Annotated in this window: 29 protein-coding genes; 21 read left to right on the top strand and 8 right to left on the bottom strand. The window is 66.8% G+C overall.

Annotated features, from left to right (window positions below; genetic code table 11):
• Window positions 1-3: 3 nt before the first annotated feature.
• Together glgX and M1248_RS29720 are read right to left on the bottom strand one after the other, a co-directional pair.
• Window positions 4-2,154, bottom strand: coding sequence for a glycogen debranching protein GlgX (gene glgX, locus M1248_RS29715; protein WP_163727596.1), 2,151 nt, complete (start codon window positions 2,152-2,154; stop codon window positions 4-6).
• Window positions 2,154-4,331 (bottom strand): acyltransferase family protein, encoded by a 2,178-nt coding sequence (locus tag M1248_RS29720; RefSeq protein ID WP_317150556.1) that lies wholly within the window; start codon window positions 4,329-4,331, stop codon window positions 2,154-2,156. The genes glgX and M1248_RS29720 overlap by 1 nt, the downstream gene beginning before the upstream one ends.
• 23 nt (window positions 4,332-4,354) lie before the next feature.
• Between M1248_RS29720 and M1248_RS29725 the strand changes: the two genes are divergently transcribed.
• Genes M1248_RS29725 through M1248_RS29740 form a run of 4 tightly spaced genes read left to right on the top strand, consistent with a single transcriptional unit; the run spans window position 4,355 to window position 8,036 of the window.
• Window positions 4,355-5,647 (top strand): adenosylmethionine--8-amino-7-oxononanoate transaminase, encoded by a 1,293-nt coding sequence (locus tag M1248_RS29725; protein WP_317150557.1) that lies wholly within the window; start codon window positions 4,355-4,357, stop codon window positions 5,645-5,647.
• Between the two features lie 51 nt (window positions 5,648-5,698).
• A complete protein-coding gene (locus M1248_RS29730; protein WP_317150558.1) occupies window positions 5,699-6,844 on the top strand; it encodes an 8-amino-7-oxononanoate synthase in 1,146 nt (381 codons plus the stop codon).
• Complete coding sequence (gene bioD / locus M1248_RS29735; RefSeq protein ID WP_317150559.1) at window positions 6,841-7,515, top strand: dethiobiotin synthase; 675 nt, start codon at window positions 6,841-6,843, stop codon at window positions 7,513-7,515. The genes M1248_RS29730 and bioD overlap by 4 nt, the downstream gene beginning before the upstream one ends.
• A gap of 2 nt (window positions 7,516-7,517) precedes the next feature.
• Window positions 7,518-8,036: a 2'-5' RNA ligase family protein gene (locus M1248_RS29740; RefSeq protein ID WP_317150560.1), complete on the top strand. Its 519-nt coding sequence runs from the start codon at window positions 7,518-7,520 to the stop codon at window positions 8,034-8,036.
• On the opposite strand, the gene M1248_RS29745 is transcribed toward M1248_RS29740, so the two are convergent.
• Together M1248_RS29745 and M1248_RS29750 are read right to left on the bottom strand one after the other, a co-directional pair.
• Entirely contained in the window at window positions 8,033-8,368 is a 336-nt protein-coding gene (locus tag M1248_RS29745) for an MmcQ/YjbR family DNA-binding protein (protein ID WP_317150561.1), read from the bottom strand. The two genes, M1248_RS29740 and M1248_RS29745, sit on opposite strands and share 4 nt — an antisense overlap.
• Before the next feature lie 2 nt (window positions 8,369-8,370).
• Window positions 8,371-8,934 carry a TetR family transcriptional regulator gene (locus M1248_RS29750; protein WP_163727618.1) on the bottom strand — a complete coding sequence of 188 codons (564 nt, stop codon included), beginning with the start codon at window positions 8,932-8,934 and terminating at the stop codon, window positions 8,371-8,373.
• A 124-nt stretch (window positions 8,935-9,058) separates the two neighbouring features.
• Here M1248_RS29750 and bioB point away from each other — a divergent pair, with 124 nt between their 5' ends.
• From bioB to M1248_RS29765, 3 genes are read left to right on the top strand one after another with little or no spacing between them, the layout of a single operon-like run.
• On the top strand, window positions 9,059-10,054 hold the full coding sequence (gene bioB / locus M1248_RS29755) for a biotin synthase BioB (RefSeq protein ID WP_163727621.1): 996 nt from the start codon (window positions 9,059-9,061) through the stop codon (window positions 10,052-10,054).
• An 11-nt stretch (window positions 10,055-10,065) separates the two neighbouring features.
• Window positions 10,066-10,257: a hypothetical protein gene (locus M1248_RS29760; protein ID WP_163727625.1), complete on the top strand. Its 192-nt coding sequence runs from the start codon at window positions 10,066-10,068 to the stop codon at window positions 10,255-10,257.
• The gene (locus tag M1248_RS29765) at window positions 10,254-10,886 is read left to right on the top strand and encodes a DUF2567 domain-containing protein (RefSeq protein WP_163727629.1); all 633 of its coding nucleotides are present in this window, start codon (window positions 10,254-10,256) and stop codon (window positions 10,884-10,886) included. Before M1248_RS29760 ends, M1248_RS29765 begins: the two co-directional genes overlap by 4 nt.
• Here M1248_RS29765 and M1248_RS29770 read toward each other — a convergent pair.
• Window positions 10,852-12,189 (bottom strand): lipase family protein, encoded by a 1,338-nt coding sequence (locus M1248_RS29770; protein WP_163727632.1) that lies wholly within the window; start codon window positions 12,187-12,189, stop codon window positions 10,852-10,854. The two genes, M1248_RS29765 and M1248_RS29770, sit on opposite strands and share 35 nt — an antisense overlap.
• A 42-nt stretch (window positions 12,190-12,231) precedes the next feature.
• Entirely contained in the window at window positions 12,232-12,924 is a 693-nt protein-coding gene (locus tag M1248_RS29775; protein WP_163727635.1) for an NUDIX hydrolase, read from the bottom strand.
• Between the two features lie 47 nt (window positions 12,925-12,971).
• Here M1248_RS29775 and nadA point away from each other — a divergent pair, with 47 nt between their 5' ends.
• From nadA to M1248_RS29795, 4 genes are read left to right on the top strand one after another with little or no spacing between them, the layout of a single operon-like run.
• Window positions 12,972-14,015 (top strand): quinolinate synthase NadA, encoded by a 1,044-nt coding sequence (gene nadA / locus M1248_RS29780; protein ID WP_163727639.1) that lies wholly within the window; start codon window positions 12,972-12,974, stop codon window positions 14,013-14,015.
• A complete protein-coding gene (locus tag M1248_RS29785) occupies window positions 14,012-15,580 on the top strand; it encodes an L-aspartate oxidase (RefSeq protein WP_163727642.1) in 1,569 nt (522 codons plus the stop codon). The genes nadA and M1248_RS29785 overlap by 4 nt, the downstream gene beginning before the upstream one ends.
• Window positions 15,580-16,446, top strand: coding sequence for a carboxylating nicotinate-nucleotide diphosphorylase (nadC, locus tag M1248_RS29790; protein ID WP_163727645.1), 867 nt, complete (start codon window positions 15,580-15,582; stop codon window positions 16,444-16,446). The genes M1248_RS29785 and nadC overlap by 1 nt, the downstream gene beginning before the upstream one ends.
• 28 nt (window positions 16,447-16,474) lie before the next feature.
• Window positions 16,475-16,954, top strand: coding sequence for a hypothetical protein (locus tag M1248_RS29795; protein ID WP_317150562.1), 480 nt, complete (start codon window positions 16,475-16,477; stop codon window positions 16,952-16,954).
• Here the strand turns inward: M1248_RS29795 and M1248_RS29800 are convergent, their stop codons facing one another.
• Entirely contained in the window at window positions 16,955-17,521 is a 567-nt protein-coding gene (locus tag M1248_RS29800; RefSeq protein ID WP_163727651.1) for a TetR/AcrR family transcriptional regulator, read from the bottom strand.
• Between the two features lie 63 nt (window positions 17,522-17,584).
• On the opposite strand from M1248_RS29800, the gene M1248_RS29805 reads away from it, so the two are divergent.
• Window positions 17,585-18,610 carry an alcohol dehydrogenase catalytic domain-containing protein gene (locus tag M1248_RS29805; protein ID WP_163727654.1) on the top strand — a complete coding sequence of 342 codons (1,026 nt, stop codon included), beginning with the start codon at window positions 17,585-17,587 and terminating at the stop codon, window positions 18,608-18,610.
• A 3-nt stretch (window positions 18,611-18,613) separates the two neighbouring features.
• Here the strand turns inward: M1248_RS29805 and M1248_RS29810 are convergent, their stop codons facing one another.
• A complete protein-coding gene (locus tag M1248_RS29810) occupies window positions 18,614-19,027 on the bottom strand; it encodes a nitroreductase family deazaflavin-dependent oxidoreductase (protein WP_163727656.1) in 414 nt (137 codons plus the stop codon).
• 104 nt (window positions 19,028-19,131) lie between these two features.
• On the opposite strand from M1248_RS29810, the gene M1248_RS29815 reads away from it, so the two are divergent.
• From M1248_RS29815 to hisI, 9 genes are all read left to right on the top strand, one after another.
• Entirely contained in the window at window positions 19,132-19,605 is a 474-nt protein-coding gene (locus tag M1248_RS29815; RefSeq protein WP_317150563.1) for a hypothetical protein, read from the top strand.
• Window positions 19,606-19,701: 96 nt separating this feature from the next.
• On the top strand, window positions 19,702-21,027 hold the full coding sequence (gene hisD / locus M1248_RS29820; protein ID WP_317150576.1) for a histidinol dehydrogenase: 1,326 nt from the start codon (window positions 19,702-19,704) through the stop codon (window positions 21,025-21,027).
• Window positions 21,027-22,187, top strand: a complete 1,161-nt coding sequence (locus M1248_RS29825) for a histidinol-phosphate transaminase (RefSeq protein WP_317150564.1) — start codon at window positions 21,027-21,029, stop codon at window positions 22,185-22,187. The genes hisD and M1248_RS29825 overlap by 1 nt, the downstream gene beginning before the upstream one ends.
• Window positions 22,169-22,798 carry an imidazoleglycerol-phosphate dehydratase HisB gene (gene hisB, locus M1248_RS29830; RefSeq protein WP_174262221.1) on the top strand — a complete coding sequence of 210 codons (630 nt, stop codon included), beginning with the start codon at window positions 22,169-22,171 and terminating at the stop codon, window positions 22,796-22,798. Before M1248_RS29825 ends, hisB begins: the two co-directional genes overlap by 19 nt.
• Window positions 22,795-23,412 (top strand): imidazole glycerol phosphate synthase subunit HisH, encoded by a 618-nt coding sequence (hisH, locus tag M1248_RS29835; protein WP_317150565.1) that lies wholly within the window; start codon window positions 22,795-22,797, stop codon window positions 23,410-23,412. Before hisB ends, hisH begins: the two co-directional genes overlap by 4 nt.
• 10 nt (window positions 23,413-23,422) lie before the next feature.
• Window positions 23,423-24,157 (top strand): bifunctional 1-(5-phosphoribosyl)-5-((5-phosphoribosylamino)methylideneamino)imidazole-4-carboxamide isomerase/phosphoribosylanthranilate isomerase PriA, encoded by a 735-nt coding sequence (priA, locus tag M1248_RS29840; RefSeq protein ID WP_410506756.1) that lies wholly within the window; start codon window positions 23,423-23,425, stop codon window positions 24,155-24,157.
• Window positions 24,158-24,973: an inositol monophosphatase gene (locus tag M1248_RS29845; protein WP_317150566.1), complete on the top strand. Its 816-nt coding sequence runs from the start codon at window positions 24,158-24,160 to the stop codon at window positions 24,971-24,973.
• Window positions 24,974-25,747, top strand: a complete 774-nt coding sequence (gene hisF, locus M1248_RS29850; RefSeq protein ID WP_163727677.1) for an imidazole glycerol phosphate synthase subunit HisF — start codon at window positions 24,974-24,976, stop codon at window positions 25,745-25,747.
• Window positions 25,744-26,094: a phosphoribosyl-AMP cyclohydrolase gene (hisI, locus tag M1248_RS29855; protein ID WP_163727681.1), complete on the top strand. Its 351-nt coding sequence runs from the start codon at window positions 25,744-25,746 to the stop codon at window positions 26,092-26,094. The genes hisF and hisI overlap by 4 nt, the downstream gene beginning before the upstream one ends.

The following is a 26,094-nucleotide window of genomic DNA, read 5'->3' on the forward strand; positions in this document are numbered from 1 at the left end:
GAGCTACGCGGTCTTACGCAGCACCAGCAGCGACCGCGACGCGAGCGTCAGTCGCTCGCCGGCGGCAACGACGAGGTCGGTGTCGCCCTTGGGGTCGGCGGTGTCGATGTCCGCGGTCCACTCGGCGGCATAGCCGAGATCGGGCGCGACGAACTCCACCGGCTTGCTGTGTGCGTTGAAGCAGAGCAGGAACGAGTCGTCGACCACGCGTTCGCCGCGTTCGTTGGGCGCCGTGATCGCTTCACCGTTGAGGAACACGGCCACGCACTTGTCCAGGCCCGAACCCCAGTCTTCAGGTGTCATCTCGCTGCCCGCCGGAGTCAGCCACGCGATGTCGCGAACCTGGTCGCCACTGCGGATCGGCGTGCCCTCGAAGAAGCGTCGCCGCCGAAACACCGGGTGCCGCTTGCGCAGCTTGCTCACCTTGCGGGTGAAGGTGAGCAGGTCGGCGTTCTTGTCGCAGTGCGACCAGTCCATCCACGAGATCTCCGAGTCCTGACAGTAGGCGTTGTTGTTGCCTCGCTGTGTACGTCCGATCTCGTCGCCGTGGGAGATCATCGGGGTGCCCTGCGACAGCATCAACGTGCCCATGATGTTGCGCATCTGCTTACCCCGCAGCGCGAGGATCTCGGGATCGTCGGTGGGGCCCTCGACACCGCAGTTCCACGACCTGTTGTGGCTTTCGCCGTCGCGGTTGTCCTCGCCGTTGGCCTCGTTGTGTTTCTCGTTATAGGACACCAGGTCCGCGAGCGGGAAACCGTCGTGGCAGGTGACGAAGTTGATGCTCGCGCCGGGACGCCGACCGGTCGCCTCATAGAGGTCCGACGACCCGGTCAGCCGCGAAGCGAATTCGCCGAGGGTTGCGGGCTCGCCCCGCCAGTAATCGCGCACAGTGTCGCGATACTTCCCATTCCACTCGGTCCACAAACCAGGAAAATTGCCGACTTGATAGCCGCCCTCGCCGACATCCCACGGTTCGGCGATCAGCTTGACCTGACTGATCACCGGGTCCTGCTGGATGATGTCGAAGAACGCGCTCAGCCTGTCGACTTCGAAAAACTCCCGGGCCAGCGCGGATGCCAGGTCGAACCGGAATCCGTCGACGTGCATCTCCAGCACCCAGTACCGCAGTGAGTCCATGATCAACTGCAGGGTGTGCGGATGCCGCGGGTTGAGGCTGTTACCGGTGCCCGTGAAGTCGCGGTACAGCCGCTTGTCGTCGTCCATCAGCCGGTAGTACGCGGCGTTGTCGATGCCTCGGAAGTTGATCGTTGGCCCGAGGTGGTTGCCTTCGGCGGTGTGGTTGTAGACGACGTCGAGGATGACCTCGATGCCGGCCTCGTGGAAGGTCCGCACCATCGCCTTGAACTCCGCGACGGCTGCACCGGCGTGCTTGTTCGCCGCGTACTGGTAGTGCGGCGCGAGGAAGCCGAATGTGTTGTAGCCCCAGTAATTTCGTAATCCGAGGTCGAGCAGACGATGGTCGTGCATGAACTGGTGTACCGGCATGAGTTCGATCGCCGTGACGTTGAGCGACTTGAGGTGGTCGATGATCACCGGATGCGCGAGTCCCGCGTACGTCCCGCGCATCTCCTCGGGGATGCCCGGATGGGTTTGCGTCATGCCCTTGACGTGCGCCTCGTAGATGACCGTCTGGTGGTACGGCGTTCGCGGCGCGCGGTCGGATGCCCAGTCGAAGTAGGGGTTGATCACGACACTGGTCATGGTGTGTCCCAGCGAGTCGACCATCGGCGGCGTCCCGCCGCTCGCGGGGTCGTCGGCGGTCAAGTCATAGGAGAACAGCGCCTGGCTGAAATCGAAGTCACCGTAGAACGACTTTCCGTACGGATCGAGTAGCAGCTTGCTCGGGTCACAGCGATGTCCCGCGGACGGCTCCCATGGTCCGTACACCCGGAACCCGTAACGCTGCCCGGGCGTCACGGTGGGCAGGTAGCAGTGCCATACGTAGCCATCGACTTCGTCGAGGTTGATGCGCTCCTCACTGCCGTCCTTGCCGATCAGGCACAACTCGACCCGGTCGGCGATCTCCGAGAACAGCGAGAAGTTCGTCCCCGCACCGTCGTAGGTGGCGCCGAGGGGGTACGTGGTACCCGGCCAGACGGTTGGTACCGAGGCCGGAGCGCCGGATGTCATCAGTCGACCCACCAACCGGTGGCGGCCGCGATCTGGCGTCCGAGTTCGGTGGTCATCGTGCGCATGTAGGTCGTCGAGATGTGGTGGGCATCGTGATACAGCAACACATTTCCCTCGACTGCGCGACAGATGTCCTTACGGCACACCGCGTCGCTCATGTCCAGCGGCTTGAGCAATGGGAACCGCGCGACGAAGTCGAGGGTGGGGTTGTAGGGCGACAGGACGTCGGACCGCTTGACGCCGCAGGAGATGGCGTTGCCGCCGTCGGCCAGGCAGTCGGCGGGGAAGTACGGCTGGCCGTTGCGTACCAGCCAGGGGGTGTCGCGCATCCCCAGAATCGGAATGTTGTTGTCGGACAGCGTCTGCCAGATTCCGAGGTATGTGGCAGGCATCACGTCACCCGGCTTGATGTTCCACGGTCGCGTCGCGGTGGTGAACACGTAGTCCGGGCGGTCGGCGATGATCTTGTCCATCACCCGCTCGTTCCATTCGTGACACTTGGGGTACGGACGGTTGTCTCCCATGACCAGCGGGACCTCCTCCGTGGTCAGCGGGCAGCCCATCTTCAGGTAGGTGACGACCTTGAAGTTGTGCATCCGACCGAGCAGGTCCAGGGCGGTGATCCAGTGTTCGGCGTGGGAACCGCCCGCAAGTGCGATCGTGCGGGTCGCGGAATCATCGCCGTAGTTGCAGGTGATGACACCGACGTTGTCAAAGTCGCTGATGCAGCCGTCCTCGGTGGTGCGGGGGAGGTCGTTTCTGGCCTCGAGCACCGTCGGGCGCATCGGCAGCTTCGGCACCTTGGCCTTGTTGATGAGTGCGCGGGCACCGGGATAGTCGCGCGACGAAAGTCCGGTCAGCTCTTTGCCTGTCGAGCGTTCGATGGTGACGTGCTCGCGCCAGGTGAACGACGTCGCGGTCAACGCCACCGCCAACAGGACGACCACCGAGCCGAGCGCCATCGTCGGCCTGCGCAGGCGGGCGCGCAGCGGGACCGTTGGAGCTGACACGGCCGGCGCGCGATAGCGCAGCGGGTTCTCGATGTACTTCGTCGTCAGCCACGCCAGCACACCGGACACCACCAGGATGACCGCGCCCTCGACGAAGTTGACGCGCGTATGTCCGAGGTAGGACAGGTAGAAGATCAGCAGCGGCCAGTGCCACAGGTAGAGCGAGTACGCCATCGCACCCAGCGCGACGAACGGCGCGGTGGCCAGCAGGCGGTTGGGGGCGGGCATGCGACCGTCGGTGTGCGGGTCGGCCACCCGGTTCGCCGCGGACAGGATGAACAGCATGGTCGCGCCGACCGGCACCAGCGCCCACGGACCGGGGAACTCGTGCACACCGTCGATCAGGGCGCCGCACGCGAGGATCGCGGCCAGCGCGATCACCGCAGCCGTCGTGCGCAGCCACATCGGCCAGCGGAGGTTCGTCACCAGTGCACCGACCAATGCGCCGAGCAGCAGTTCCCACGCACGGGCGAAGCTGTTGTAGTACGCGGTGGCCTGATCGGCGTTGTGGGCGAAGATCGCGTACACGAACGACGCGATTGTCAACGCGCTGAGCAACACGATGAATGCGATCCGCATATGGCGGCCGAAGATGCGGCGAAACAGTAAGGCGCAGCCGAAGATCAGGGCGAGGAAGGCAATGTAGAACTGGCCTTGCACCGACATCGACCAGATGTGCTGCAACGGACTGACGGCTTCGCCGGCACGGAGGTAATCCGATGCGGTGTTGGCCAATTCCCAATTCTGGTAGTAACCCAGGCTTGCCAGACTCTGGTCTGCGAATGTCTCCCAACGGGTTTCGGGCTGGATGAGGATTGTGAGCACCGCGGCGGCAGCAAGCACGACCACGAGTGCGGGCAGCAGCCTGCGAACCAGTCGGGTGACTTCGGGCATCGGCCACAGCGATGCGCCGGGCGTCATGGCGGTGCGCAGCAGCCGTCCACCGAAGAAGAAGCCCGACAGCGCGAGGAAGACGTCGACACCACCGGAGACGCGGCCGAACCACACGTGGAACACCGCGACGAGCAGGATCGCGACGCCGCGCAGTCCGTCGAGGTCGTGCCGGTAGCTTTCCGGTGCGCGCGCGGGCCTCGTCGCGGTGGCTTCGCGTGACGGTGGTCCCGGGTCGGCGACGGGCGCCGGCCGGGCAGGGGCGAGGGTCATCATGGTCGACGGATAATCTACCGAAGGTGGCAGCACTGACGCCCGCCGAGATCAGCGCCATCGACGCCGCCCACGTCTGGCATCCGTACAGCACGATCGGCGCAGAGGCACTGGCCCCGCTGGTGGCGGTGGGTGCCCGCGGGGCCTGGCTGACCCTGCACCGCGACGGGCAGGAGGTGCGGGTCCTCGACGCGATGGCGTCCTGGTGGACCGCGATCCACGGTCACGGGCATCCGTCGCTGGACGCGGCGATCACCAGCCAGCTGGCGACCATGAATCACGTCATGTTCGGCGGTCTGACCCACGAACCCGCGGCACGGCTCGCGCAGCTGCTGGTGCAGCTCACACCCGACGGGCTGGACGCCGTGTTCTTAAGCGACTCCGGGTCCGTCTCGGTGGAGGTCGCCGTCAAAATGGCGCTGCAGTACTGGCGCAGCACCGGACGCTGGGACAAACACCGGCTGATGACGTGGCGCGGCGGCTATCACGGCGACACGTTCACCCCGATGAGCGTGTGCGATCCCGATGGCGGCATGCACACCCTATGGAGTGACGTGCTCGCCCCACAGGTGTTCGCGCCGCCGGTACCCGCCGGGTACGACGCCGCCTACATCGCGGACTTCGAAAAGCTACTGGCCGAGCACGCGCACGAGCTCGCCGCGGTGATCGTGGAACCGGTGGTACAGGGCGCCGGCGGAATGCGGTTTCACGATCCGCGCTATCTGGCCGACCTGCGCGAGATCTGCACCCGCCATGGGGTGCTGCTGATCTTCGACGAGATCGCCACCGGGTTCGGGCGCACCGGTGAGCTTTTCGCCGCCGACCACGCCGCGGTGAGCCCCGACATCATGTGCGTGGGTAAAGCGCTCACGGGCGGCTATCTGACGCTGGCCGCGACGCTGTGCACGAATGACATCGCGCACACCATCAGCGCCAGTGCCGCAGGCGCGTTGATGCACGGCCCGACGTTCATGGCCAACGCGCTGGCGTGCGCGGTGTCGGTGGCCTCGGTCGAGCTGTTGCTCGCCGGGGACTGGCGTGCGTCGGTGCGCGCTATCGAATCCGGCCTGCGCGACGGCCTGTCGCCCGCCGAGTCGATGCCGGGAGTGGCCGACGTGCGGGTGCTGGGCGCCATCGGCGTCATCGAGATGGAACAAGCCGTCGACCTGCGGATCGCGACACCGGCTGCGCTGGACCACGGGGTGTGGCTGCGGCCGTTCCGCAACCTCGTCTACGTGATGCCGCCCTACATCTGTACGCCCGAGGAGATTGCACAGATCACCTCGGCGATGGTTGGCGTCGCCCGTGCACTAACCTGAACGGTGTTCAATTGCCGGTCCGCCGGCGTGTTCAAGTCGTAGGAGCGTGCCGTGACCCGCACCGGTCTATCGCCGCTGGCGTGGCTCGACGAGGTCGAGCAGCAGCGTCGCGCCGCCGGCCTCCGGCGGTCCCTGCGCACCCGCCCACCCGTTGGCGCCGAACTGGACCTGGCCTCCAACGACTACCTTGGCCTGTCGCAACATCCCGATGTCATCGAAGGCGGGGTAGCCGCGCTGCGCACGTGGGGTGCCGGGTCAACGGGATCACGCCTCGTCACCGGCAACACCGAGATCCACGAAGGCTTCGAGCACGCACTCGCCGACTTCACCGGAGCCGAATCGGCGCTGGTGTTCTCGTCGGGCTACACCGCGAATCTGGGCGCTGTGGTGTCACTGTCCGGCGCCGGGTCGCTCCTGGTCTCGGACGCCCTGACGCATGCGTCCCTGGTCGACGCGTGCCGGCTGTCGCGCGCCCGGGTCGTGGTGACCCCGCATCGTGACGTCGCGGCCGTCGAGGCGGCACTGGCCGGCCGCGACGAGGAGCGCGCGGTCGTGGTGACCGATGCGGTGTTCTCCGCGGACGGGGTGGTCGCCCCGTTGCGGGCGCTGCACGACGTGTGCCGCCGGCACGGCGCACTGCTGCTCGTCGACGAGGCCCACGCGCTGGGGGTGCGGGGGACCGGGGGTCGCGGTCTGGTGCACGAGATCGGTTTGGCCGGCGCGCCGGACGTGGTGATGACCACGACGATGTCCAAGGCGCTGGGAAGTCAGGGCGGTGTGGTGCTGGGACCCGCCGCGGTGCGCGACCACCTGATCGATGCCGCGCGGCCGTTCATTTTCGACACCGGTTTGGCCCCCGCGGCGGTGGGAGCGGCGTGGGCGGCGCTGGACGTCCTGATCGCAGAGCCCTGGCGCGCGCAGGCGGTCCTGGATCACGCGGCGGCACTCGCCGCGGTGAGCGGTGTCGCCGAACGGCCTGATTCAGCGGTGGTGTCGGTGATCCTCGGTGAGCCCGAGGTGGCGCTGGCCGCCGCCGTCGCGTGTCTGGACCGCGGTGTCCGGGTGGGCTGCTTCCGGCCCCCCACCGTCGCACCGGGCACCTCGCGGCTGCGGCTGACGGCCCGCGCGTCGCTCTCCGCTGACGAGATGGCTCTGGCGCGTGAGGTTCTCACCGACGTTCTCTCTACGCGCCCGTGAGCACGCTCGTCGTCACCGGGACCGATACCGGCGTCGGCAAGACGATCGCAACGGCCGCCGTGGCGTGTTGCGCGCGGCTGGCGGGCATCGATGTCGCGGTGTGCAAACCCGTGCAGACCGGCAGCCCGGCTGACGACGACCTCGCCGACATCGCGCGGCTTTCCGGCGCGAGTGACTTGCGCGGTACCTGGCGATACCCGGAGCCGCTCGCCCCGGTCGCGGCCGCGCAGCGAGCGGGCCTGCGGTTGCCGACGCGCTGCGAACTGGTCGGGTCGGTGCGCGAGGCCGGCGATGGGCCAGCAAAGCTGGTGCTGGTGGAGGGCGCCGGCGGTCTGCTCGTCGAACTCGGCGAGGACGGTGTGACGCTGCGCGACGTCGCGATGGACTTGGCCGCACAGGTGCTGATCGTGGTCGCTGCGGGTCTTGGCACGTTGAACCACACCGCGCTGACGTTGGAAGCGCTTGCTTCCCAAGGGATTCCGTGCGCCGGACTGGTGATCGGCACCTGGCCGTCTGAACCGGGTCCGGCCGAGGAGGGCAATCGCGAGGCGTTGAGCAGGCTGGCGCCGCTGCGTGCGGCACTGCCTGCGGGCCTCGGTGGCGCAAGTCCCACCGAGTTCGAGGCGGTGTGCTCGTCGGCGTTCGATCCCGACTGGATTGCGAGTCTTTAGGGATGGTGCATTCCGTCGAGATGCTGTTCGACCCGGACACCGAGGCGGCGATCCGGAGTGGCTGGGACGACCTCACCGAGGCGGGCGTGCGCAGTCAGGCCGCGCACACCGCGCCCAGCAACAGGCCGCACGTCACCCTGGTAGTAGCCGAAAGCATGGACGAATCGGTGCATGACGCGTTGCGGCCGCTGTTGCGGCGGCTGCCGCTTCGATGCACCGTCGGCGCGCCCATGCTGTTCGGTCGACGGGATTTCACACTGGTGCGACTGATCGTTCCGTCAGCTGAGCTGCTGGCCCTGCACGCCGATGTGCTCGATGCCTGTCTGCCGCACATGCCGAATGGTCCGCTTCCGCACTCTGACCCCGGCCAGTGGACGCCGCATGTGACGTTGGCGCGCCGGGTGCCGGCCGAGAAGCTGCAAGCGGCGCTGACGGTGACGGGTTTAGGACGCGACCTGCCCGCGACAATTGTCCGCATCAGGCATTGGGACGGCAACGCCAAACGCGAGTATCCAATCTAAGAGACTTCTGCCCCAACGCTTTTCGGCACGCACATTCGCCAGCCGTCGATCACGAGCTCGCGCAACTCGTCGAGTTCGATCGCGTCGAGCCGTACCAGAATCCAGTTGTATCGCATCTCCGATTTGCGCGGCAGCATGAACTTGTCGGGTTCGGCGGCGACCATCGCCGCGCGCTCCGCCTTGGGAAACGCGACGCCCATCACCGTCTCGTCGCGTGAGAACGCGGCGTACACGAGCCGTCCTGCGCGGAAGCGGATCTCATCGCGGACAACGGCCTCGTAAGACCTCGGCAGGGTCGAGGCGATGCGGCGCACGTCGTCGACGGTAATCACGTCTACTCGTAGACGGCCTGCGAGACCTTGATGCCGTCGACGAACAGACGCAGTCCGAATGCGAACCGTGCGCTGGCGTCGTCGGCCAACACCGACTGCCACGCGGGCAGCTCGGCTCCCGCGGCGTCCCATTGCAACCGGGACTGCTCGTCCACCGTGAAGCCGAGCACGTAATAGACGACCGTGCGGGCGGCCAGCTCGGCGTGTGCGGAGTCCACTCCCGCCTCCGACACCGCCTGGGCCAGGACCGCCAGAATCTGCTTCATCGCCGACGACTGACCGGCCGCGAAGCTGGCCGACACCAGCTCGGCGCCATCGGTGTGCGACAGCAGCGCGTCGCGAAGCCGGTTGCAGACCTCGACGGCGCCGCGCGCGGTCGGTACACCGTCCAGAATGCGGTCGGCAATGGCGCCGAGGAGCTCCTGCTTGTTAGCGAAATGCCAGTACAGGGCGCCGGGGGACACGCCGAGCTCACGTGCGAGCCGTCGCATCGTGAGGTCGGCGATGCCGTAGTCGTCCAGCAGTTTCGCCGCCGCCTCGACCACGTCGCGTTTGTGGAGCTGCACACCGGTAGCCTAACCTGAACGCTGTTCAATTACCGGCTCGCCGGTGTGTTCAATTACCGGCCCGCCGGTGCGTTCAATTACCGGCCCGCCGGTGTGTTCAAGTTCGATCGAGAGGACCTAACGGGTGAGCGACATTCTGGCGAAGGCACGCGACCAGGTACTGGAGCGCGGCGAAGGCCTCGACCAGGATCAGACGCTGCAGGTGCTGCGCCTGCCCGATGAGAACCTCGACGAATTGCTCGAGCTCGCGCACGAGGTCCGGATGAAGTGGTGCGGACCCGACGTCGAGGTCGAGGGCATCATCAGCCTCAAGACCGGCGGCTGCCCCGAGGACTGCCACTTCTGTTCGCAGTCGGGTCTTTTCGCATCACCGGTGCGCAGTGCCTGGCTGGACATCCCCAGCCTGGTGGAGGCCGCCAAGCAGACCGCGAAGACCGGGGCCACCGAATTCTGCATCGTCGCCGCCGTGCGCGGCCCCGACGAGCGGCTGCTGGCCCAGGTTGCCGCAGGTATCGAGGCGATTCGCAACGAGGTCGACATCCAGATTGCCTGCTCGCTGGGCATGCTCACGCAGGAGCAGGTCGAGCGCCTTTCCGAGATGGGCGTGCACCGCTACAACCACAATCTGGAGACCGCGCGGTCGTTCTTCACCAACGTCGTGACTACCCACAGCTGGGAAGAGCGCTGGGACACCCTGCAGATGGTCCGCGAGGCCGGCATGGAGGTCTGCTGCGGCGGCATCCTCGGCATGGGCGAAACGCTGGAACAGCGTGCGGAGTTCGCCGCCAACCTCGCCGAACTCGATCCGCACGAGGTGCCGCTGAACTTCCTCAATCCGAGGCCGGGTACGCCGTTCGGTGACCTCGACGTGTTACCGGCATCGGAGGCCCTCAAGGCCGTCGCGGCCTTCCGGCTCGCGCTGCCGCGCACGATGCTCCGATTCGCCGGGGGCCGAGAAATCACGCTGGGCGACCTCGGCGCAAAGCAGGGCATCCTCGGCGGCATCAATGCCGTCATCGTCGGCAACTACCTCACGACGCTGGGCCGACCGGCCGAATCAGACCTGCAGTTGCTCGACGATCTGCAGATGCCCATCAAGGCCCTCAACGCCACCCTGTAGACCATTGAGTCATGGCGTTCAACGTCTATACGGGTGAGCCCGACGGCACGCCGCTGCCGGCGGCGGCTCAACTCGGCCTCGAGCCGCCCCGGTTTTGCGCGCAGTGCGGTCGCCGGATGATCGTGCAGGTGCGTCCTGACGGCTGGTCGGCGAAATGCTCTCGGCACGGCGTCACCGACTCGAAGGATCTGGAGCAGCGATGAATAAGCTTGCCCCGCCCCGTATTTCGCGTAATCGCGCAGCGATCACCGTCGCCGCCGGCTTGGCGCTGACCGGCGCGCTGATCGGCGCGCTGTGGGCGTGGTTGGCCCCGCCCATTCACGGCGTGGTGGCGTTGACGAAGAGCGGCGACCGGGTCAGGGCGCACCTCGGTAACGAGGCCGACCACTTCTTCGTCGCTGCCTTCCTGGTGGTCGGCATGCTGTGTGTGATGGCGGTCGTGGCGGCCGTCCTGGTGTGGCAATGGCGTGCACACCGCGGCCCGTTGATGGTCGCGGCACTCGGTCTCGGATCCGCGGCCGCTGCCGGAGTGGCATCGGGAGTCGGTGCGGCACTGGTGCATTGGCGGTACGGGACCATCGATGTTGCCGGCGCGCCGATTTCACCCGAGCATCGCGTGCACTACGTGATCGAGGCGCCCCCGGTGTTCTTCGGGCACTCACCTTTGCTGATCGCCCTGACCATCCTGTTCCCCGCGGCGATAGCGGCGCTGGTCTACGCGCTCATCGCGGTGTCGATCCCGCGCGACGATCTCGGCGCCTGGCCGCCCGTCGAGTCCGAGGTCGACGATGCGATCGCTAAAGCGGGGACCGTTCCACCGTCCGACCCGTGACCACCTTGGCCACGATTTTCGCCAGTCGCGCCATGCCGACGTAGGTCATCGGATTCAGCAGCGTCGGCCACTTCGTCCGAACCATGTGCTCGGACACCGGCTTTCCGGCGAACCGATCGATGAGCCAGCGCAGCGCCATCGGTGCGGACATAGGGTGCAGCAACATGTGCTCACTGAACATGTCCCGGTGGTAGGTCACCGACGCACCACCCGATCTGTACATCTCCGCGAGCTCGTCGATGTTCTCGACCGAGATCAACTGGTCGTGGACCGCCTGCACGATCAATACCGGCGGAGCCGGTGCGGCGACGCCGAGCTTGATGTCGGCGAAGACGTGCTGGACCGCAGGGCTGTCGAGAATCTGCTCCAGGGGCCAGTCGAGCAGATCGCCCATGTCCTTCTTGGCCATCCGGACCATCGCCTCGGCGGTCGTCATCGTGTGCAGTCGCTGGAGGAGCACCTTGCCCTCTTCGGTGACATGCTCCTGGATGAGCCGGTCCAGATCGGGATAGATGTGCGACAGCGCGGCGACGACAAGTGCGGGGAGCCCGGACGCGAACGTGCCGTTGAGTCGGCGGAAGGTATGGCCGAGATCGCCGACCGGTGACCCGAGTACCGCACCGACGACGTTCAGGTCTGGCGCATAGGTCCCGCTCATCTCGGCGGCCCATGCGGTGGCCAGGCCGCCGCCGGAGTAGCCCCATAGGCCGATCGGCGCATCGGCTGACAGCCCCAGGCGCTTGGAGCTGACGGCGGCGCGCAAGCCGTCGAGCACGTGATAGCCGGGTTCGTACGGGGCGCCCCACATGCCCAGGCGGCCCTCATGGTCCGGCACCGACACCGCCCAGCCCTCAGCGAGGCAGGCGGCGACCAGGAGGAACTCGAATTGTGCGACGGACCCCGTTGCATGCGCGTAGCGCCGCAGCGCGTACGAGGGGAAGCAGCGTGAGGTCACGGCGTCGATGGCGCATTGGTAGGAGATCACCGGCGTGACGGCGGCCGGCGCGCGCTCTGCGGGCACGATGACGGTGGTCGCGGCCGCGTCGGCGTTGCCGTGCATGTCGGTGGTGCGATACAGCAGCTGGGTGGCCCGGGTGCGCTGTGGGATCAGGCCCATGAACGCCAGCTCGACGTCCCTGCTGCGCAGGACGGTGCCCGGAGTGGCGTGCTGGAAGCCCGGGGGCGGTTCGTAGAAAGGGTCATCGGACGGCAGCTGCGGCCGAGCACCGCCTACCAGCTCCTCGTGGGGGACGTGCCCGATCCACTCTGCACCAGCTGCTGGCGCGACGCTGCCCAGATCCATCTGGCCATTGTTGCTTAAGAGAGCGTTAAGAAGCCAGCCGACTCACCCTGGGGGGCGTAATGCGGCGAATTCGTCGGTCACCCGGTAGCGGGAATCGGTGAACCGATACAAGGCGGCAGGACGACCGCCGCTGCGGCCCGATCGAGCGGTCGTACCGGTGCGGGTGATGACGTTGCGTCGTTCCAGCACGCGTTGCAAGTTGGTCGCGTCGACTGGGTGGCCCAGCGCAGCGCTGTAGATGTCGCGCAGTGTCGACACGGCGAATTCAGTTGGCGCCAAGGCGAACCCGATGTTCGTATACGACAGCTTGGCGACGAGGCGGACGACGGCGTGCTCGACCATCGGGCCGTGGTCGAACGCCATCGGCGGCAGATGGTCGACCGGATGCCATCGGGTGTCCGGCGGCAGCTCCGGGGTAGCGGGGGAGGGCACCAACCCGAGGAACGTCGACGCGATGGTGCGGGTGCCCGGCACGCGGCTCGGATCGGAGAAAACCGCAAGCTGTTCAAGGTGGGCAACCTCACGCAAGTCGACCTTTTCGGCCAGTTGGCGCCGAACGGAGCTGGTCAGGTCCTCGTCGCTACGCAAGCTGCCGCCCGGCAGGGCCCATTTTCCCGCTTCCGGTTCGAGTGCACGCTGCCACAACAGCACGTGAAGTGCGGGTTTCGGGGAGTCGACAGCTCGAACCTGGAACACGGCGGCCAACACCTCATGCTCGGTGCTACTATGGGGCATGTTTTCGATTGTAAGTCGAAAACCTCGAGAAGCCTAAGGAGGCGGCTATGACGGTTCTGGATCGCATGCCCGCTAACGATCTGGCGGACCACATCGTTGCTGGTCCGAACGGATATTCGGGCGTTGACGGCGATCAGGAGTGGGCCGCCGAGGTGCGCCGCCTGGCCGATCTGCGCGGTGCGACGCTGCTGGCGCACAACTACCAGCTGCCCGCCATCCAAGACGTCGCGGACCACGTCGGTGACTCGCTGGCGTTGTCCCGCATCGCCGCCGAAGTTCCCGAGGACACCATCGTGTTCTGCGGTGTGCACTTCATGGCCGAGACCGCGAAGATCCTGTCTCCGGACAAGACCGTGCTGATACCTGATCAGCGGGCGGGCTGCTCACTGGCCGACTCGATCACCGCCGACGAACTCCGCGAGTGGAAAGCCGAACACCCGGGCGCAGTGGTCGTGTCATACGTCAACACCACCGCCGCGGTGAAAGCCGAGACCGACATCTGCTGCACCTCGTCGAACGCGGTCGAGGTCGTCGCGTCGATCCCGGAGGACCGGGAGGTGCTGTTCTGCCCGGACCAGTTCCTCGGCGCCCATGTGCGCCGGGTGACCGGTCGCAAGAACCTTCACGTCTGGGCCGGCGAATGCCATGTGCACGCAGGGATCAACGGCGACGAACTCGCCGATCAGGCCCGCACCCACCCGGATGCCGAACTCTACGTGCATCCGGAATGTGGTTGCGCCACTTCGGCTCTGTATTTGGCAGGCGAAGGTGCGTTCCCCGAGGACAGGGTCAAGATCTTGTCCACCGGCGGAATGCTGGACGCGGCCCGCGAGACCCGGGCGCGCCAGGTGCTGGTCGCGACCGAGGTCGGGATGCTGCACCAGTTGCGCCGCGCCGCACCGGAAGTCGATTTCCAAGCGGTCAACGACCGGGCGTCGTGCAAGTTCATGAAGATGATCACCCCGGCGGCGTTATTACGCTGCCTCGTGGAAGGCAAGGACGAAGTCGACGTCGATCCCGAGACCGCCCGTCTGGCCCGTGCCAGCGTGCTGCGGATGATCGAGATCGGACAACCCGGCGGCGGCGAGTGACGCGCCGGGCCGCCTGCGGCGGCTCAGGCCGTCTAGCTGGCTACTGGCAGCAGCGTGCCGATGTCGTCGTCATCGGCACCGGTGTGGCGGGTCTGTGCGCCGCGCTCGCCGCGCACCGTCGGGGCCAGAAGGTGATGGTACTAAGCAAGGCCGGCGACACCGCCACGTTCTACGCGCAGGGTGGCATCGCGGTCGTGTTGCCGGAAGTCCTTCGGGAAGAAGGCGATTCGGTCGACGCGCATGTAGCCGACACGTTGGCGGCGGGGGCCGGTTTGTGTGACCCGGAAGCGGTGCGTTCCATCGTCGCCGATGGCTACCGCGCGGTGCGTGATCTCGTCGAAGACGGTGCGCGCTTCGACGAAGCGGCACCCGGACAGTGGTCCCTGACGCGTGAGGGTGGTCATTCGCGCAGGCGGATCATCCACGCCGGAGGCGACGCAACCGGTGCGGAAGTGCAGCGTGCCCTCGACGTCGCCGCCGCTCGGTTGGACATCCGACGCAGCCACGTCGCGCTGGAGATTCTGCACGAAGACGGCGCGGTCACCGGTGTCCTGACGCTCAACGACGATGGCCCAGGAATCATTCACACCCGATCGGTGATCTTGGCGACCGGCGGATTGGGGCACCTCTACTCGGCGACCACGAATCCCGACGGTTCCACCGGTGACGGCGTGGCGCTGGCGATGTGGGCCGGGCTGCCGGTATCCGATCTCGAGTTCATCCAGTTCCACCCGACCATGCTGTTCGACGGGCATGCCGGCGGGAGACGGCCGCTGATCACCGAGGCGGTTCGTGGTGAAGGGGCGGTCCTTGTCGACTCAAGAGGTCGCTCGGTGACCGAAGGAGTGCACCCGATGGGCGACCTTGCGCCGCGCGACATCGTCGCCGCTGCGATCAACGCCCGGATGACCGAGACCGGTGACCCCTGTGTCTACCTCGACGCGCGCGGCATCAAGAGCTTCAAGAAACGCTTTCCCACGGTCACGGCGGCATGCCGGGATGCTGGTATCGATCCGACGCGTCAAGCCATCCCCGTGGTCCCGGGTGCGCACTACAGCTGCGGCGGAGTGGTGACCGATGTGCATGGGCGCACCGAACTGGCGGGTCTTTTCGCGGCGGGGGAGGTGGCCCGGACCGGGATGCACGGCGCGAACCGGCTGGCCTCCAACAGCCTGCTCGAAGGCCTCGTCGTCGGTGGCCGGGCCGGAATGGCCGCAGCCGCACACGCTTCGGATGCCGGGACCACTACCGCGGCAGCGCCGGAGTCCACGACTCGACGCGCACTGCCGAGGGGCGATCTGCAGCGGGCGATGACGCGGTATGCGGCGGTGGTCCGAGACGATGCCGGCCTGCGTTCGCTGGGACATGCCTTGGAGACCGCGACTCCGCGGAAGCTCAACTCGCGCAGGGATTTCGAAGATGTTGCGCTGACATGCACGGCGGGTGCGGTGATGACGGCCGCGTTGGAGCGCACCGAATCGCGGGGTTGTCACCACCGCGCCGACTATCCGGATGCCGACCCGACGATGGCCCGCAGTCTGGTGCCCGCGGTGGTGTGCGCCTGATGGAACTGACTGCCGATGAACTGACCGAGGCTCGCAAGGTGATCGCCCGCGGACTGGAGGAGGACCTGCGGTACGGCCCGGATGTCACCACGCTGGCGACAGTCGGCGCGGATGCCACGACGACCGCGTCTATGGTCGCCAGGCAACCCGGCGTCATCGCCGGTGTGGACATCGCGCTGCTGGTACTCGACGAGGTGATCGGTGCAGGCGGGTACGTCGTCAAGCATCGTGTCGACGACGGTGAGCGGCTCGACGCGGGCGGGGTGGTGCTGGCCGTCGAAGCGCCGACGCAGGGCTTGCTGACCGCCGAGCGGACCACGCTGAACCTGGTGTGTCACCTGTCGGGTATCGCCACCACGACCGCACAGTGGGTGGCCGCCGTCGCGGGTACCGGAGCCAAGATCCGGGACACCCGCAAAACGTTGCCCGGACTGCGGGCTCTGCAGAAGTACGCGGTCCGAGTCGGCGGCGGTGTGAACCACCGGATGGGGCTGGGCGACGCCGCGCTGATCAAGGACAACCACGTCGCGGCCGCAGGCTCGGTGGTGGCCGCGCTGCGTGCCGTACGGGCGGCCGCACCGGATCTGCCATGCGAGGTGGAGGTCGACTCCCTGGAGCAACTCGACGAGGTGTTCGCCGAGAACCTGGGGGATCAGGCACTCGTGCTGCTCGACAACTTCCCGGTCTGGCAGACACAGATCGCGGTGCAGCGCCGCGATGCGCGCTCGCCTGCAACCGAGCTGGAGTCCTCGGGCGGATTGTCGCTCGATACGGCAGCCGAGTACGCCGGTACCGGCGTGGACTACCTGGCGGTCGGTGCGCTCACTCACTCGGTGACCGTGCTGGACATCGGGCTGGATCTCTAATCAGCACAAGCCATTACGATGGCGCATCGTGAACGTCGTCTCGCGCCGCCTCGTGGTGCTGACCATCATCAGCCTGGTCGTGGCGGTTGCCGCGCTCGGGGTGGCCGCCTGGTCGCTGTACCGGTCGGACCCCGCGAACAGGGACTATGACGCGGCACAGGTCGCCGATGCCAAGGCCAGGGCCTGTACGGCGGTCGACGTCGTGCGGCGGGGTGTTTCGCTCAATACCAACCTGATGCCGGCGGGCGGGGCGGGTGACGTCACCGGCGCGCAGGCGGTGGCAGCCAACGCGCGGGTCTCGCTGAACGACGGCGGCCAGTACCTGATCGCGCGGCTGGACCCCGCGACTCCGGAAAATCTGGCCGCCAAGGTCCGCGAGTTCGCCGACAACTTGATGGATATCGGTGCGAACGCGACGGCCGGCGTCACGAACGACGATTCCGCGCAGGCGCAGCGACTGAAGGATGCGGACGAGGCGAACACCAGCCTCGAGCAGTTGTGCAAATAGCTATCTGGCGAGCAGTGTGCGCGCGCCCGCTTTCGCGGCGTCGAGTGCGGCACTGTCACCCGCGATGCGCGAGAGGATGAGCGCCCCTTCGAGCAGCGCGATGACGGCGAGCGCCGTCTCATTGGCGTCGGCCTCGGCCCAGCCGTCATCGCGCAGTCGGTCCGCGATGGCCATCTGCCACGCGTGAAATGCCCGAGACGATGCTTCACGAACGAGCGGGCTGGCGTTCACCGATTCGGTCGCGATCGGTTCGATGGGGCAGCCGTCGCGCCGGTCCATCGCCAGCCCCGAGGACATCAGATCGATCCAGCCGTCGACGATGTCGGACACCGGCAATCCGCTGCTGAGGAACTGCCGCAGTCGCGTCTCGATGTCGGTTCCGGCGGTGTCCACCACGGCGGCGGCCAACTGCTGTTTGCCGTCGGGAAAGTGGTGGTACAGCGATCCGGCCTTGACGTCAGCGGTCTCCAAGATCTGATTCACGCCGGTTGCGGCATAGCCCTGCCTGCGAAAGAGCATGGCGGCGGCGTCCACGAGTGCGGTGCGGCTCCGATCGGGGCGGGGCATCCCTTGACTTTACTTGAAAGGTCACTCAAGAATACTTGAACAGTCGCTAAAGAAGGGGCGCCGATGCAACAGCTGGTATTCGAGGAGATGGGCGCATACGCCTGGCGCGAAACCGCCGAGCCCGAGATCCAAGCTCCTGAGCAGGCCATAGTTCGCCCGTCGGTGGTGGCGTGTTGCGACCTCGACGTGGCCGTCGCGCAGGGCAGGCTTCCGATGCCGCCCGGACATGCCATCGGGCACGAGGGTATCGGTGAGGTCGTCGCCGTGGGGGATGCCGTACAGGGTGTGGCGCCCGGCGACCAGGTTGTGATTCCGTTCCAGATCAGCTGCGGGCAATGCCGCGAATGCCGAAGGGGAGTGACGGGATCGTGCGGCGCGGTGCCGCTGATGGCCATGTACGGAATGGCGCCGCTCGCCGGGTTCGACGGCGGTGGATTCATGGCCGATCTGGTGCACGTGCCGTACGCCGACGCAATGCTGGTGCCCATACCGCGCGGGGTGGATCCCATCGGCATCGCGTCGCTTTCGGACAACATCGTCGACGGCTGGCGCGGCGTCGGTCCCTACCGGGCCGAACTCGACGCGCTCGATGACGGGGATCGACGTGTCCTCGTCGCCGGACGGCAATCCATCGGCCTGTACGCGGCGGGACTCGGCGTCGCGCTCGGCTACCGCGTCGACTATGTCGACATCGATCCACACCGGCTGGCCGCAGCCGAAAAGCTGGGGGCCACAGTGCATGACATACCGAAACCGGACAAATCACTGGGCAGCTACCCGGTCACCGTCCACACCTCTGCCGACCCCGATGTGCTGGCAGCGACGCTACGCGGGACGTGGCCCGATGGCGTGTGTACCGACACCGGCATCTACTACCAGGGCGCGGTTGAGATGCCGTTGCTGTCGATGTACACGCGCGGGATCAGGTTCGTCACGGGCCGGGTCAACGCCCGTGCCGCCATTCCCCAGGTCATCGAACTACTACAGGCGGGGTGCGATGTCACTCCCGCGGTAGACCGCGTGGCGCCGTGGGATGCGGCGGCCGACGTCTGGCCCGTGATGACGGGCAAGACGGTTTTCATGCGTTAGCGCTCAGGCGATGTCGGCGACGAGGATCGCCATTTTCTTCGCTTGTGCGCGTGCCATGAACGGTAGGTCCTCGGCTCCTCCGCTACCCGCGGGCAGAATCCGCGGATTGACGATGTGGATCGTGCGCGAGCCGAAGAGCACATCGGCCTCGTTGGCGGCGAGCACATTCTTGACCCAGTCGGTCTTGCCGTGGCCGAGCGTGATCGCGAGGGTGTTGCCCTTACGGAAGGGGGTGACGACGGTTTCGTAGCTCTTGCCGGACTTGCGGCCGCGATGCTGGATCTTCGCGACGCCGGGCATGAACCGCGCGATCCGCTTGACCATCGGGTTCATGTATTTGATCTGCAGGCGCTCGAACGTGGGCGGATAGACCATCGGGACGCCCGGCGCGTTGTTGGGGTGATCCTTGGCGGACATGAATCTGGACACTACGTGACGATGAGAATCGAATCGAAGACCCCGAAGCTGGCGCTACTGTCGGCCGCATGCCTGAGACAGCGGCGTCTGCCAAGAGTTCTATCGTGTCCGTCTTGGCCCTCGTCATCGCGCTCACAGCGGTGGGCCTGGCCGCCTGGGTATTGATCAAGGAGTCGAAGTCCCAGTCAGCTCAGTCAGGAGAATCGGTTTCCGTCTTCACCGGCGATGCCGCCGACGACCCCAAGGCCACCATCTGCGAGGCGTTCAACGTCGTTCGGACCGGTGTCCAGACGAATACCAACCTGCAACCCCCGGGCGGCCCCGAGGACGTCACCGGCTCGATGGCCGTCGCCGCCAACGCGCGCCTGTCGCTCGTCGAAGGTGGTCAGTACCTGCTGGCTCGTCTGCAGCCGGATACATCGCAGGATCTGACGGACGCCATCCGCACGTTCGCCAACCAATTGATGGATATCGGGGCGCACTCGATCGCAGGTATCCCGAACTCCGATCCGGCCCAGTCGGCGAGGCTGAAGGAAGCCGACGCGTCCAGCGCCGAGATCGCCGATCTCTGCAAGTAAGCACGCCGTCGTGACTCCTGGGGCGACGCTGCGTGGCGCAGCCGATAACGATTTGGCCTGTTCTGGGACAATGGCTACGTGAGTGATTCGTCAGTCCTGCTCGCCCGCATCGATCTGCGGGGCACCGAGCTATCGGCTGCTCGCCTGAGGTCGGCCCTGCCGCGCGGTGGCGTGGACGTCGATGCGGTGCTGCCGAAGGTTCGGCCCATCGTGACAGCGGTGGCCGATCGCGGCGCGGAGGCTGCCCTCGAATTCGGCGAATCGTTCGACGGCGTGCGACCCACGCAGGTTCGGGTGCCCGAGGCTCATCTGCAGAGCGCGCTCGACGAACTGCCCTCCGACGTCCGTGCCGCGCTCGACGTGGCGATCGACCGCGCCCGTGCTGTGCACGCCGACCAGCGCCGTACCGACACCACGACGACGCTCGCCCCCGGCGCCACCGTGACCGAACGGTGGGTGCCGGTCGAGCGCGTCGGCCTCTACGTCCCCGGCGGCAACGCCGTTTATCCGTCCAGCGTGGTCATGAACGTCGTGCCCGCCCAGATGGCGGGTGTCGATTCGTTGGTGATCACCAGCCCGCCACAGGCACAGTCGGGTCCCTTCCAAGGCCTGCCGCACCCCACGATCCTGGCGGCCGCGCGGCTGCTGGGTGTCGACGAGGTGTGGGCCGTCGGCGGCGCGCAGGCCGTCGCGCTGCTGGCCTTCGGTGGCACCGACACGGACGGGACCGAGCTGGCCCCGGTCGATATGGTCACCGGGCCGGGCAACATCTGGGTCACCGCGGCGAAACGGATCTGCCGATCCCAGGTCGGAATCGACGCAGAGGCCGGCCCGACCGAGATCGCGATCCTGGCCGACCACACCGCTGACCCCGTGCACGTGGCCGCCGACCTGATCAGCCAGGCCGAGCACGACGAGATGGCATCCAGCGTGCTGGTCACCACCAGCACCGAGCTGGCCGACGCCACCGACAAGGAACTGGCGAAGCAGCTCGAGACCACGGTCCACCGCGAGCGGGTGACGGCGGCGCTGAGCGGTAAGCAATCTGCGACCGTTTTGGTCGACGACCTCGAGGCAGGCATACGTACGGTCAACGCCTACGCGGCCGAGCACCTGGAGATCCAGACCGTCGACGCCCGCAACGTCGCCGGCCGAATCCGTTCGGCCGGTGCAATATTCGTCGGTGCCTACGCGCCGGTGAGCCTCGGCGACTACTGCGCGGGATCGAACCACGTGCTGCCCACCGCCGGCTGCGCCAGGCACTCCAGCGGACTGTCCGTGCAGACGTTCCTGCGCGGCATCCACGTCGTCGACTACGACGAGGCCGCGCTCAAGGACGTGTCCGGGCACGTCATCACGCTCGCCGAGGCCGAGAACCTGCCGTCCCACGGCGAAGCGGTCCGGCGGAGGTTCGAAAGGTGATGAGCCGCTTGCGCGAAGAAGTGAAAGCGCAGCCGCCCGGTCGATCAGTTTCCCTGGACGACCTTCCGTTGCGCGAAGATCTGCGCGGTAAGTCGCCGTACGGTGCGCCGCAGTTGCAGGTGCCGGTGCGGCTGAACACCAACGAGAACCCGCACCCCCCGACGAAGGCTCTCGTTGACGATGTGACCGAATCGGTCCGAGCAGTTGCGGGGGAGCTGCACCGCTACCCGGATCGTGACGCGGTGGCATTGCGGGCAGATCTCGCCGCGTACCTCAGTGCGCAGACCGGTGTCGCCCTCGATGTCGAGAACCTGTGGGCGGCAAACGGTTCCAACGAGATCCTGCAGCAGCTTCTGCAGGCGTTCGGCGGCCCCGGACGTAGCGCCATCGGGTTCGTCCCGTCGTACTCGATGCACCCGATCATCTCCGACGGGACGCAGACGAAGTGGCTCGTCGCGAACCGCGCCGACGACTTCAGCCTCGACGTCGACGTCGCTGTCGGGGCGATCAAGGAGCACACACCGGACATCGTGTTTCTCGCCAGCCCCAACAACCCTTCGGGACAGAGCGTTTCGCTGGAGCACCTGCGGTCCCTCCTGGAAGCGATGTCCACCGGAATGCTCATCGTCGACGAGGCCTACGGCGAGTTCTCGAGCGAACTCAGCGCGGTCAACCTGATCGATGAGTACCCGAGCAGGCTCGTCGTCACCCGCACCATGAGCAAGGCGTTCGCGTTCGCCGGCGGACGGCTCGGCTATCTCATCGCCGCCCCCGCGGTAATAGATGCCATGCTGCTGGTCCGGCTGCCGTACCACCTGTCGGCGGTGACCCAGGCGGCCGCCCGAGCAGCGCTGCGCCACGCCGACGACACTCTGGGCAGCGTGGCCACGCTGATCGCCGAGCGCAACCGAGTCGCGGAAGCGTTGAGCAGCATGGGTTTTCGCGTTATCGACAGCGATGCCAACTTCGTGTTGTTCGGTGAATTCGCCGACGCGTCCGCCACCTGGCAGCGTTATCTTGCTGCCGGGGTCCTCATCCGGGATGTCGGCATTCCCGGTTACCTGCGCGCCACCACCGGACTTGCCGAAGAGAACGATGCGCTGCTCGAGGTCAGCGGTCGACTGGCGGCTACCGAACTCGTATCCATAGGAGCACAGTGACCACGTCCCGTATCGCGAAGATCGAACGCAAAACCAAGGAATCGGACATCGTGGTCGAACTCGACCTCGACGGCACCGGCAACGTCACCGTCGAGACCGGTGTGCCGTTCTTCGACCACATGCTGACCGCACTGGGCAGCCACGCCAGCTTCGACCTGACCGTGCGCGCGAAGGGTGACGTCGAGATCGAAGGCCACCACACCATCGAGGACACCGCGATCGTGCTCGGCCAGGCGCTCGGGCAGGCGTTGGGTGACAAAAAGGGCATCCGTCGCTTTGGCGATGCCTGGATTCCGATGGACGAATCGCTTGCGCACGCCGCGGTTGACGTGTCCGGCAGGCCCTACTGCGTGCATACCGGCGAGCCGGATCACATGCTGCACTTCACCATTGCCGGATCCGAGGCGCCCTACCACACGGTTGTCAATCGCCACGTGTTCGAAACCATCGCGATGAACGCGCGCATCGCGCTGCACGTGCGGGTGCTGTACGGCCGCGACCCGCACCACATCACCGAGGCGGAGTACAAGGCTGTCGCGCGGGCGCTGCGTCAGGCCGTCGAGTTCGATCCGCGTGTCACAGGAGTGCCGTCGACGAAAGGTACGCTATGACAGCGAGAGTCGTTGTCCTCGACTACGGCTCCGGAAACCTTCGATCGGCTCAGCGCGCGCTGGAGCGGACGGGTGCATCCGTCGAGGTGACCGCCGATGCCGACGCAGCGATGAACGCCGATGGTCTGGTGGTACCGGGCGTCGGCGCATTCGAGGCCTGCATGACCGGGCTGCGGCAGATCGGTGGGGAGAAGATCATCGCCGAACGGGTTGCCCTGGGACGTCCTGTGCTCGGAGTATGCGTCGGGATGCAGATCCTTTTCGCGCGCGGGGTCGAGTTCGGCGTGGAGAGCACCGGCTGCGGCCAGTGGCCCGGTGCGGTGATCCGGCTGGATGCCCCGGTGATCCCGCACATGGGCTGGAACGTCGTGGACGCGCCTGCGGATACCCGCCTGTTCAAGGGTCTTGATCCCGACACCCGGTTTTACTTCGTGCACTCCTATGCCGCGCAGCAATGGGAAGGCAGCCCGGAGGCGAAGTTGGCCTGGGCCACCCACACCGTCCCGTTCCTGGCCGCCGTCGAGGATGGACCGCTATCGGCGACACAGTTCCACCCGGAGAAGAGTGGCGACGCCGGAGCTTCGCTTTTGGGCAATTGGATTGAGGGGCTCTAGGTTGTCGGCCGTGAGATTGATACTGCTTCCCGCCGTTGACGTGGTCGAGGGCCGCGCCGTTCGCCTCATGCAGGGAAAGGCGGGCAGCGAGACCGAGTACGGCTCGGCGCTCGACGCCGCCATGACCTGGCAGCGTGACGGCGCGGAGTGGATCCACCTGGTCGACCTCGACGCCGCGTTCGGTAGGGGCAACAACCGTGAACTGCTCGCCGAGGTGGTCGGGCGGCTCGACGTCGCGGTGGAACTGTCGGGGGGGATCCGCGACGACGACTCGCTGGAGGCGGCCCTGGCCACCGGGTGCGCCCGCGTGAACCTCGGCACCGCCGCGCTGGAGAATCCGCAGTGGTGCGCGAAGGTCGTCGCTCAGCACGGCGACAAGGTGGCCGTCGGGCTCGACGTGAAGATCTCCGGTGACGACCACCGCTTGCGGGGCCGCGGGTGGGAAACCGACGGCGGCGACCTGTGGGAGGTGCTGGAACGCCTTGACCGCGAAGGATGTACGCGCTTCGTCGTCACCGACGTGACCAAGGACGGCACGCTGAACGGGCCGAACCTGGAGTTGCTGAGCAAAGTCACCGATCGCACCAACGCACCGGTGATCGCGTCGGGCGGGGTGTCCAGCCTCGACGATCTGCGGGCGATCGCAACCCTGACCGACCGCGGCGTGGAAGGCGCGATCGTCGGTAAGGCGCTGTACGCGGGGCGGTTCACGCTTCCCGAGGCGCTCGCGGCGGTGGCACAGTAGATGGCCCTGGATACGGCGGACCTCGATGGGTTGGTCGCCGTGGCCACGAAGATCCTCGACGATGCGGCCAAGCCGTTCATCGAAGGTCACCGAGCCGATTCGGCGGTCCAGAAGAAGGGCAACGACTTCGCCACCGAAGTGGACCTCGCGATCGAACGCCAAGTCGTCGAAGCGCTGCGGCGGGAGACCGGCATCGAGGTGCACGGCGAGGAGTTCGGCGGCGCCGACGTCGATTCGCCGCTGGTCTGGGTGCTCGATCCGATCGACGGAACGTTCAACTATGCGGCCGGGTCGCCGATGGCAGCCATCCTGCTCGGCTTGCTGCGAAATGGCGAACCCGTCGCGGGTCTGACATGGGTTCCGTTCACGGGTGAACGGTTCACCGGTGTCATCGGGAAGCCCTTTTGCAGCAACGGTGTTGAGCAGCCGGCGCTACAGCCCGTGAAGCTGTCCGAAGCCATCGTCGGGGTGAGCACGTTCAACGTCGATTCGCGGGGCAAGGTACCGGGGCGCTACCGGCTCGCGGTGATCGAGAACCTCAGCCGCAAGTGCTCGCGTATGCGGATGCACGGTGCCACCGGCGTCGACTTCGCCTACACCGCGTCCGGAATCCTCGGCGGTGCCATCAGCTTCGGTGCGCACGTGTGGGACCACGCCGCGGGTGTCGCGCTGGTGCGGGCGGCAGGCGGCATCGTCACGAACCTGGACGGGACCGATTGGACCACCGAATCGCGCTCAGCGTTGGTCGGGGCGCCGGGCGTGCACGGGGAACTACTCGAATTGCTGCAATCGGTCGGCGCACCGGAGGATTACTGAATGGACCTTGCGGTTCGCATCATTCCCTGCCTGGATGTCGATGACGGCCGGGTCGTCAAGGGCGTGAACTTCGAGAACCTGCGTGACGCCGGGGATCCCGTCGAACTAGCCGCCGCATACGACGCCGAGGGCGCCGACGAGCTCACGTTCCTGGATGTCACCGCGTCGTCGGCCGGACGGGCGACCATGCTCGAGGTCGTCAAGCGCACGGCAGAGCAGGTGTTCATTCCGCTGACGGTCGGCGGTGGCGTGCGGTCGGTGGCCGATGTCGACGTGTTGTTGCGCGCGGGTGCCGACAAGGTCGCGGTCAACACGGCCGCCATCGCCAGACCAGAACTCCTGGCCGAGTTGTCGCGCCAGTTCGGTTCGCAGTGCATCGTGCTCTCGGTCGACGCACGCACGGTGCCACGGGACCAGGAGCCGACGCCGTCGGGCTGGGAGGTGACCACCCACGGCGGGCGACGCGGCACCGGGATCGATGCCGTCGAATGGGCCACCAGGGGAGCCGAACTCGGTGTCGGTGAGATCCTGTTGAACTCGATGGACTTCGACGGCACCAAGGCCGGGTTCGACCTGCCGATGATCGCGGCGGTGCGGGGGGCGGTCAATGTCCCCGTGATCGCCAGCGGTGGCGCAGGGGCGCCAGAACATTTCGCGCCCGCGGTCGTTGCAGGTGCTGACGCGGTGCTGGCTGCGAGCGTGTTCCATTTCCGCGAGCTGACGATCAATCAGGTGAAGGCGGCGATGGCGGCAGAAGGGATTGTCGTGAGATGAGCGCACTAGACGCCGACGTCGCCGCCCGGCTCAAGCGCGACGCCAACGGATTGTTCACCGCGGTGGTGCAGGAGCGCGGTACCGGCCAGGTGCTGATGGTCGCGTGGATGGACGACGACGCGTTGGCGCGAACATTGGAAACCCGTGAGGCGACGTACTATTCGCGGTCGCGGGGTGAACAGTGGGTCAAAGGCGCCACGTCGGGACACACCCAGTATGTGCACTCGGTGCGACTGGACTGCGATGGTGACACGGTGCTGCTGGAAGTCGACCAGGTCGGCGCTGCATGCCACACCGGCGAGCACAGTTGCTTCGATGCTGACGTGCTTTTGGCGCCGGAGGAGTGA

The organism is Mycobacterium sp. 29Ha, assembly GCF_032883055.1.
Taxonomy (GTDB): domain Bacteria; phylum Actinomycetota; class Actinomycetes; order Mycobacteriales; family Mycobacteriaceae; genus Mycobacterium; species Mycobacterium gallinarum.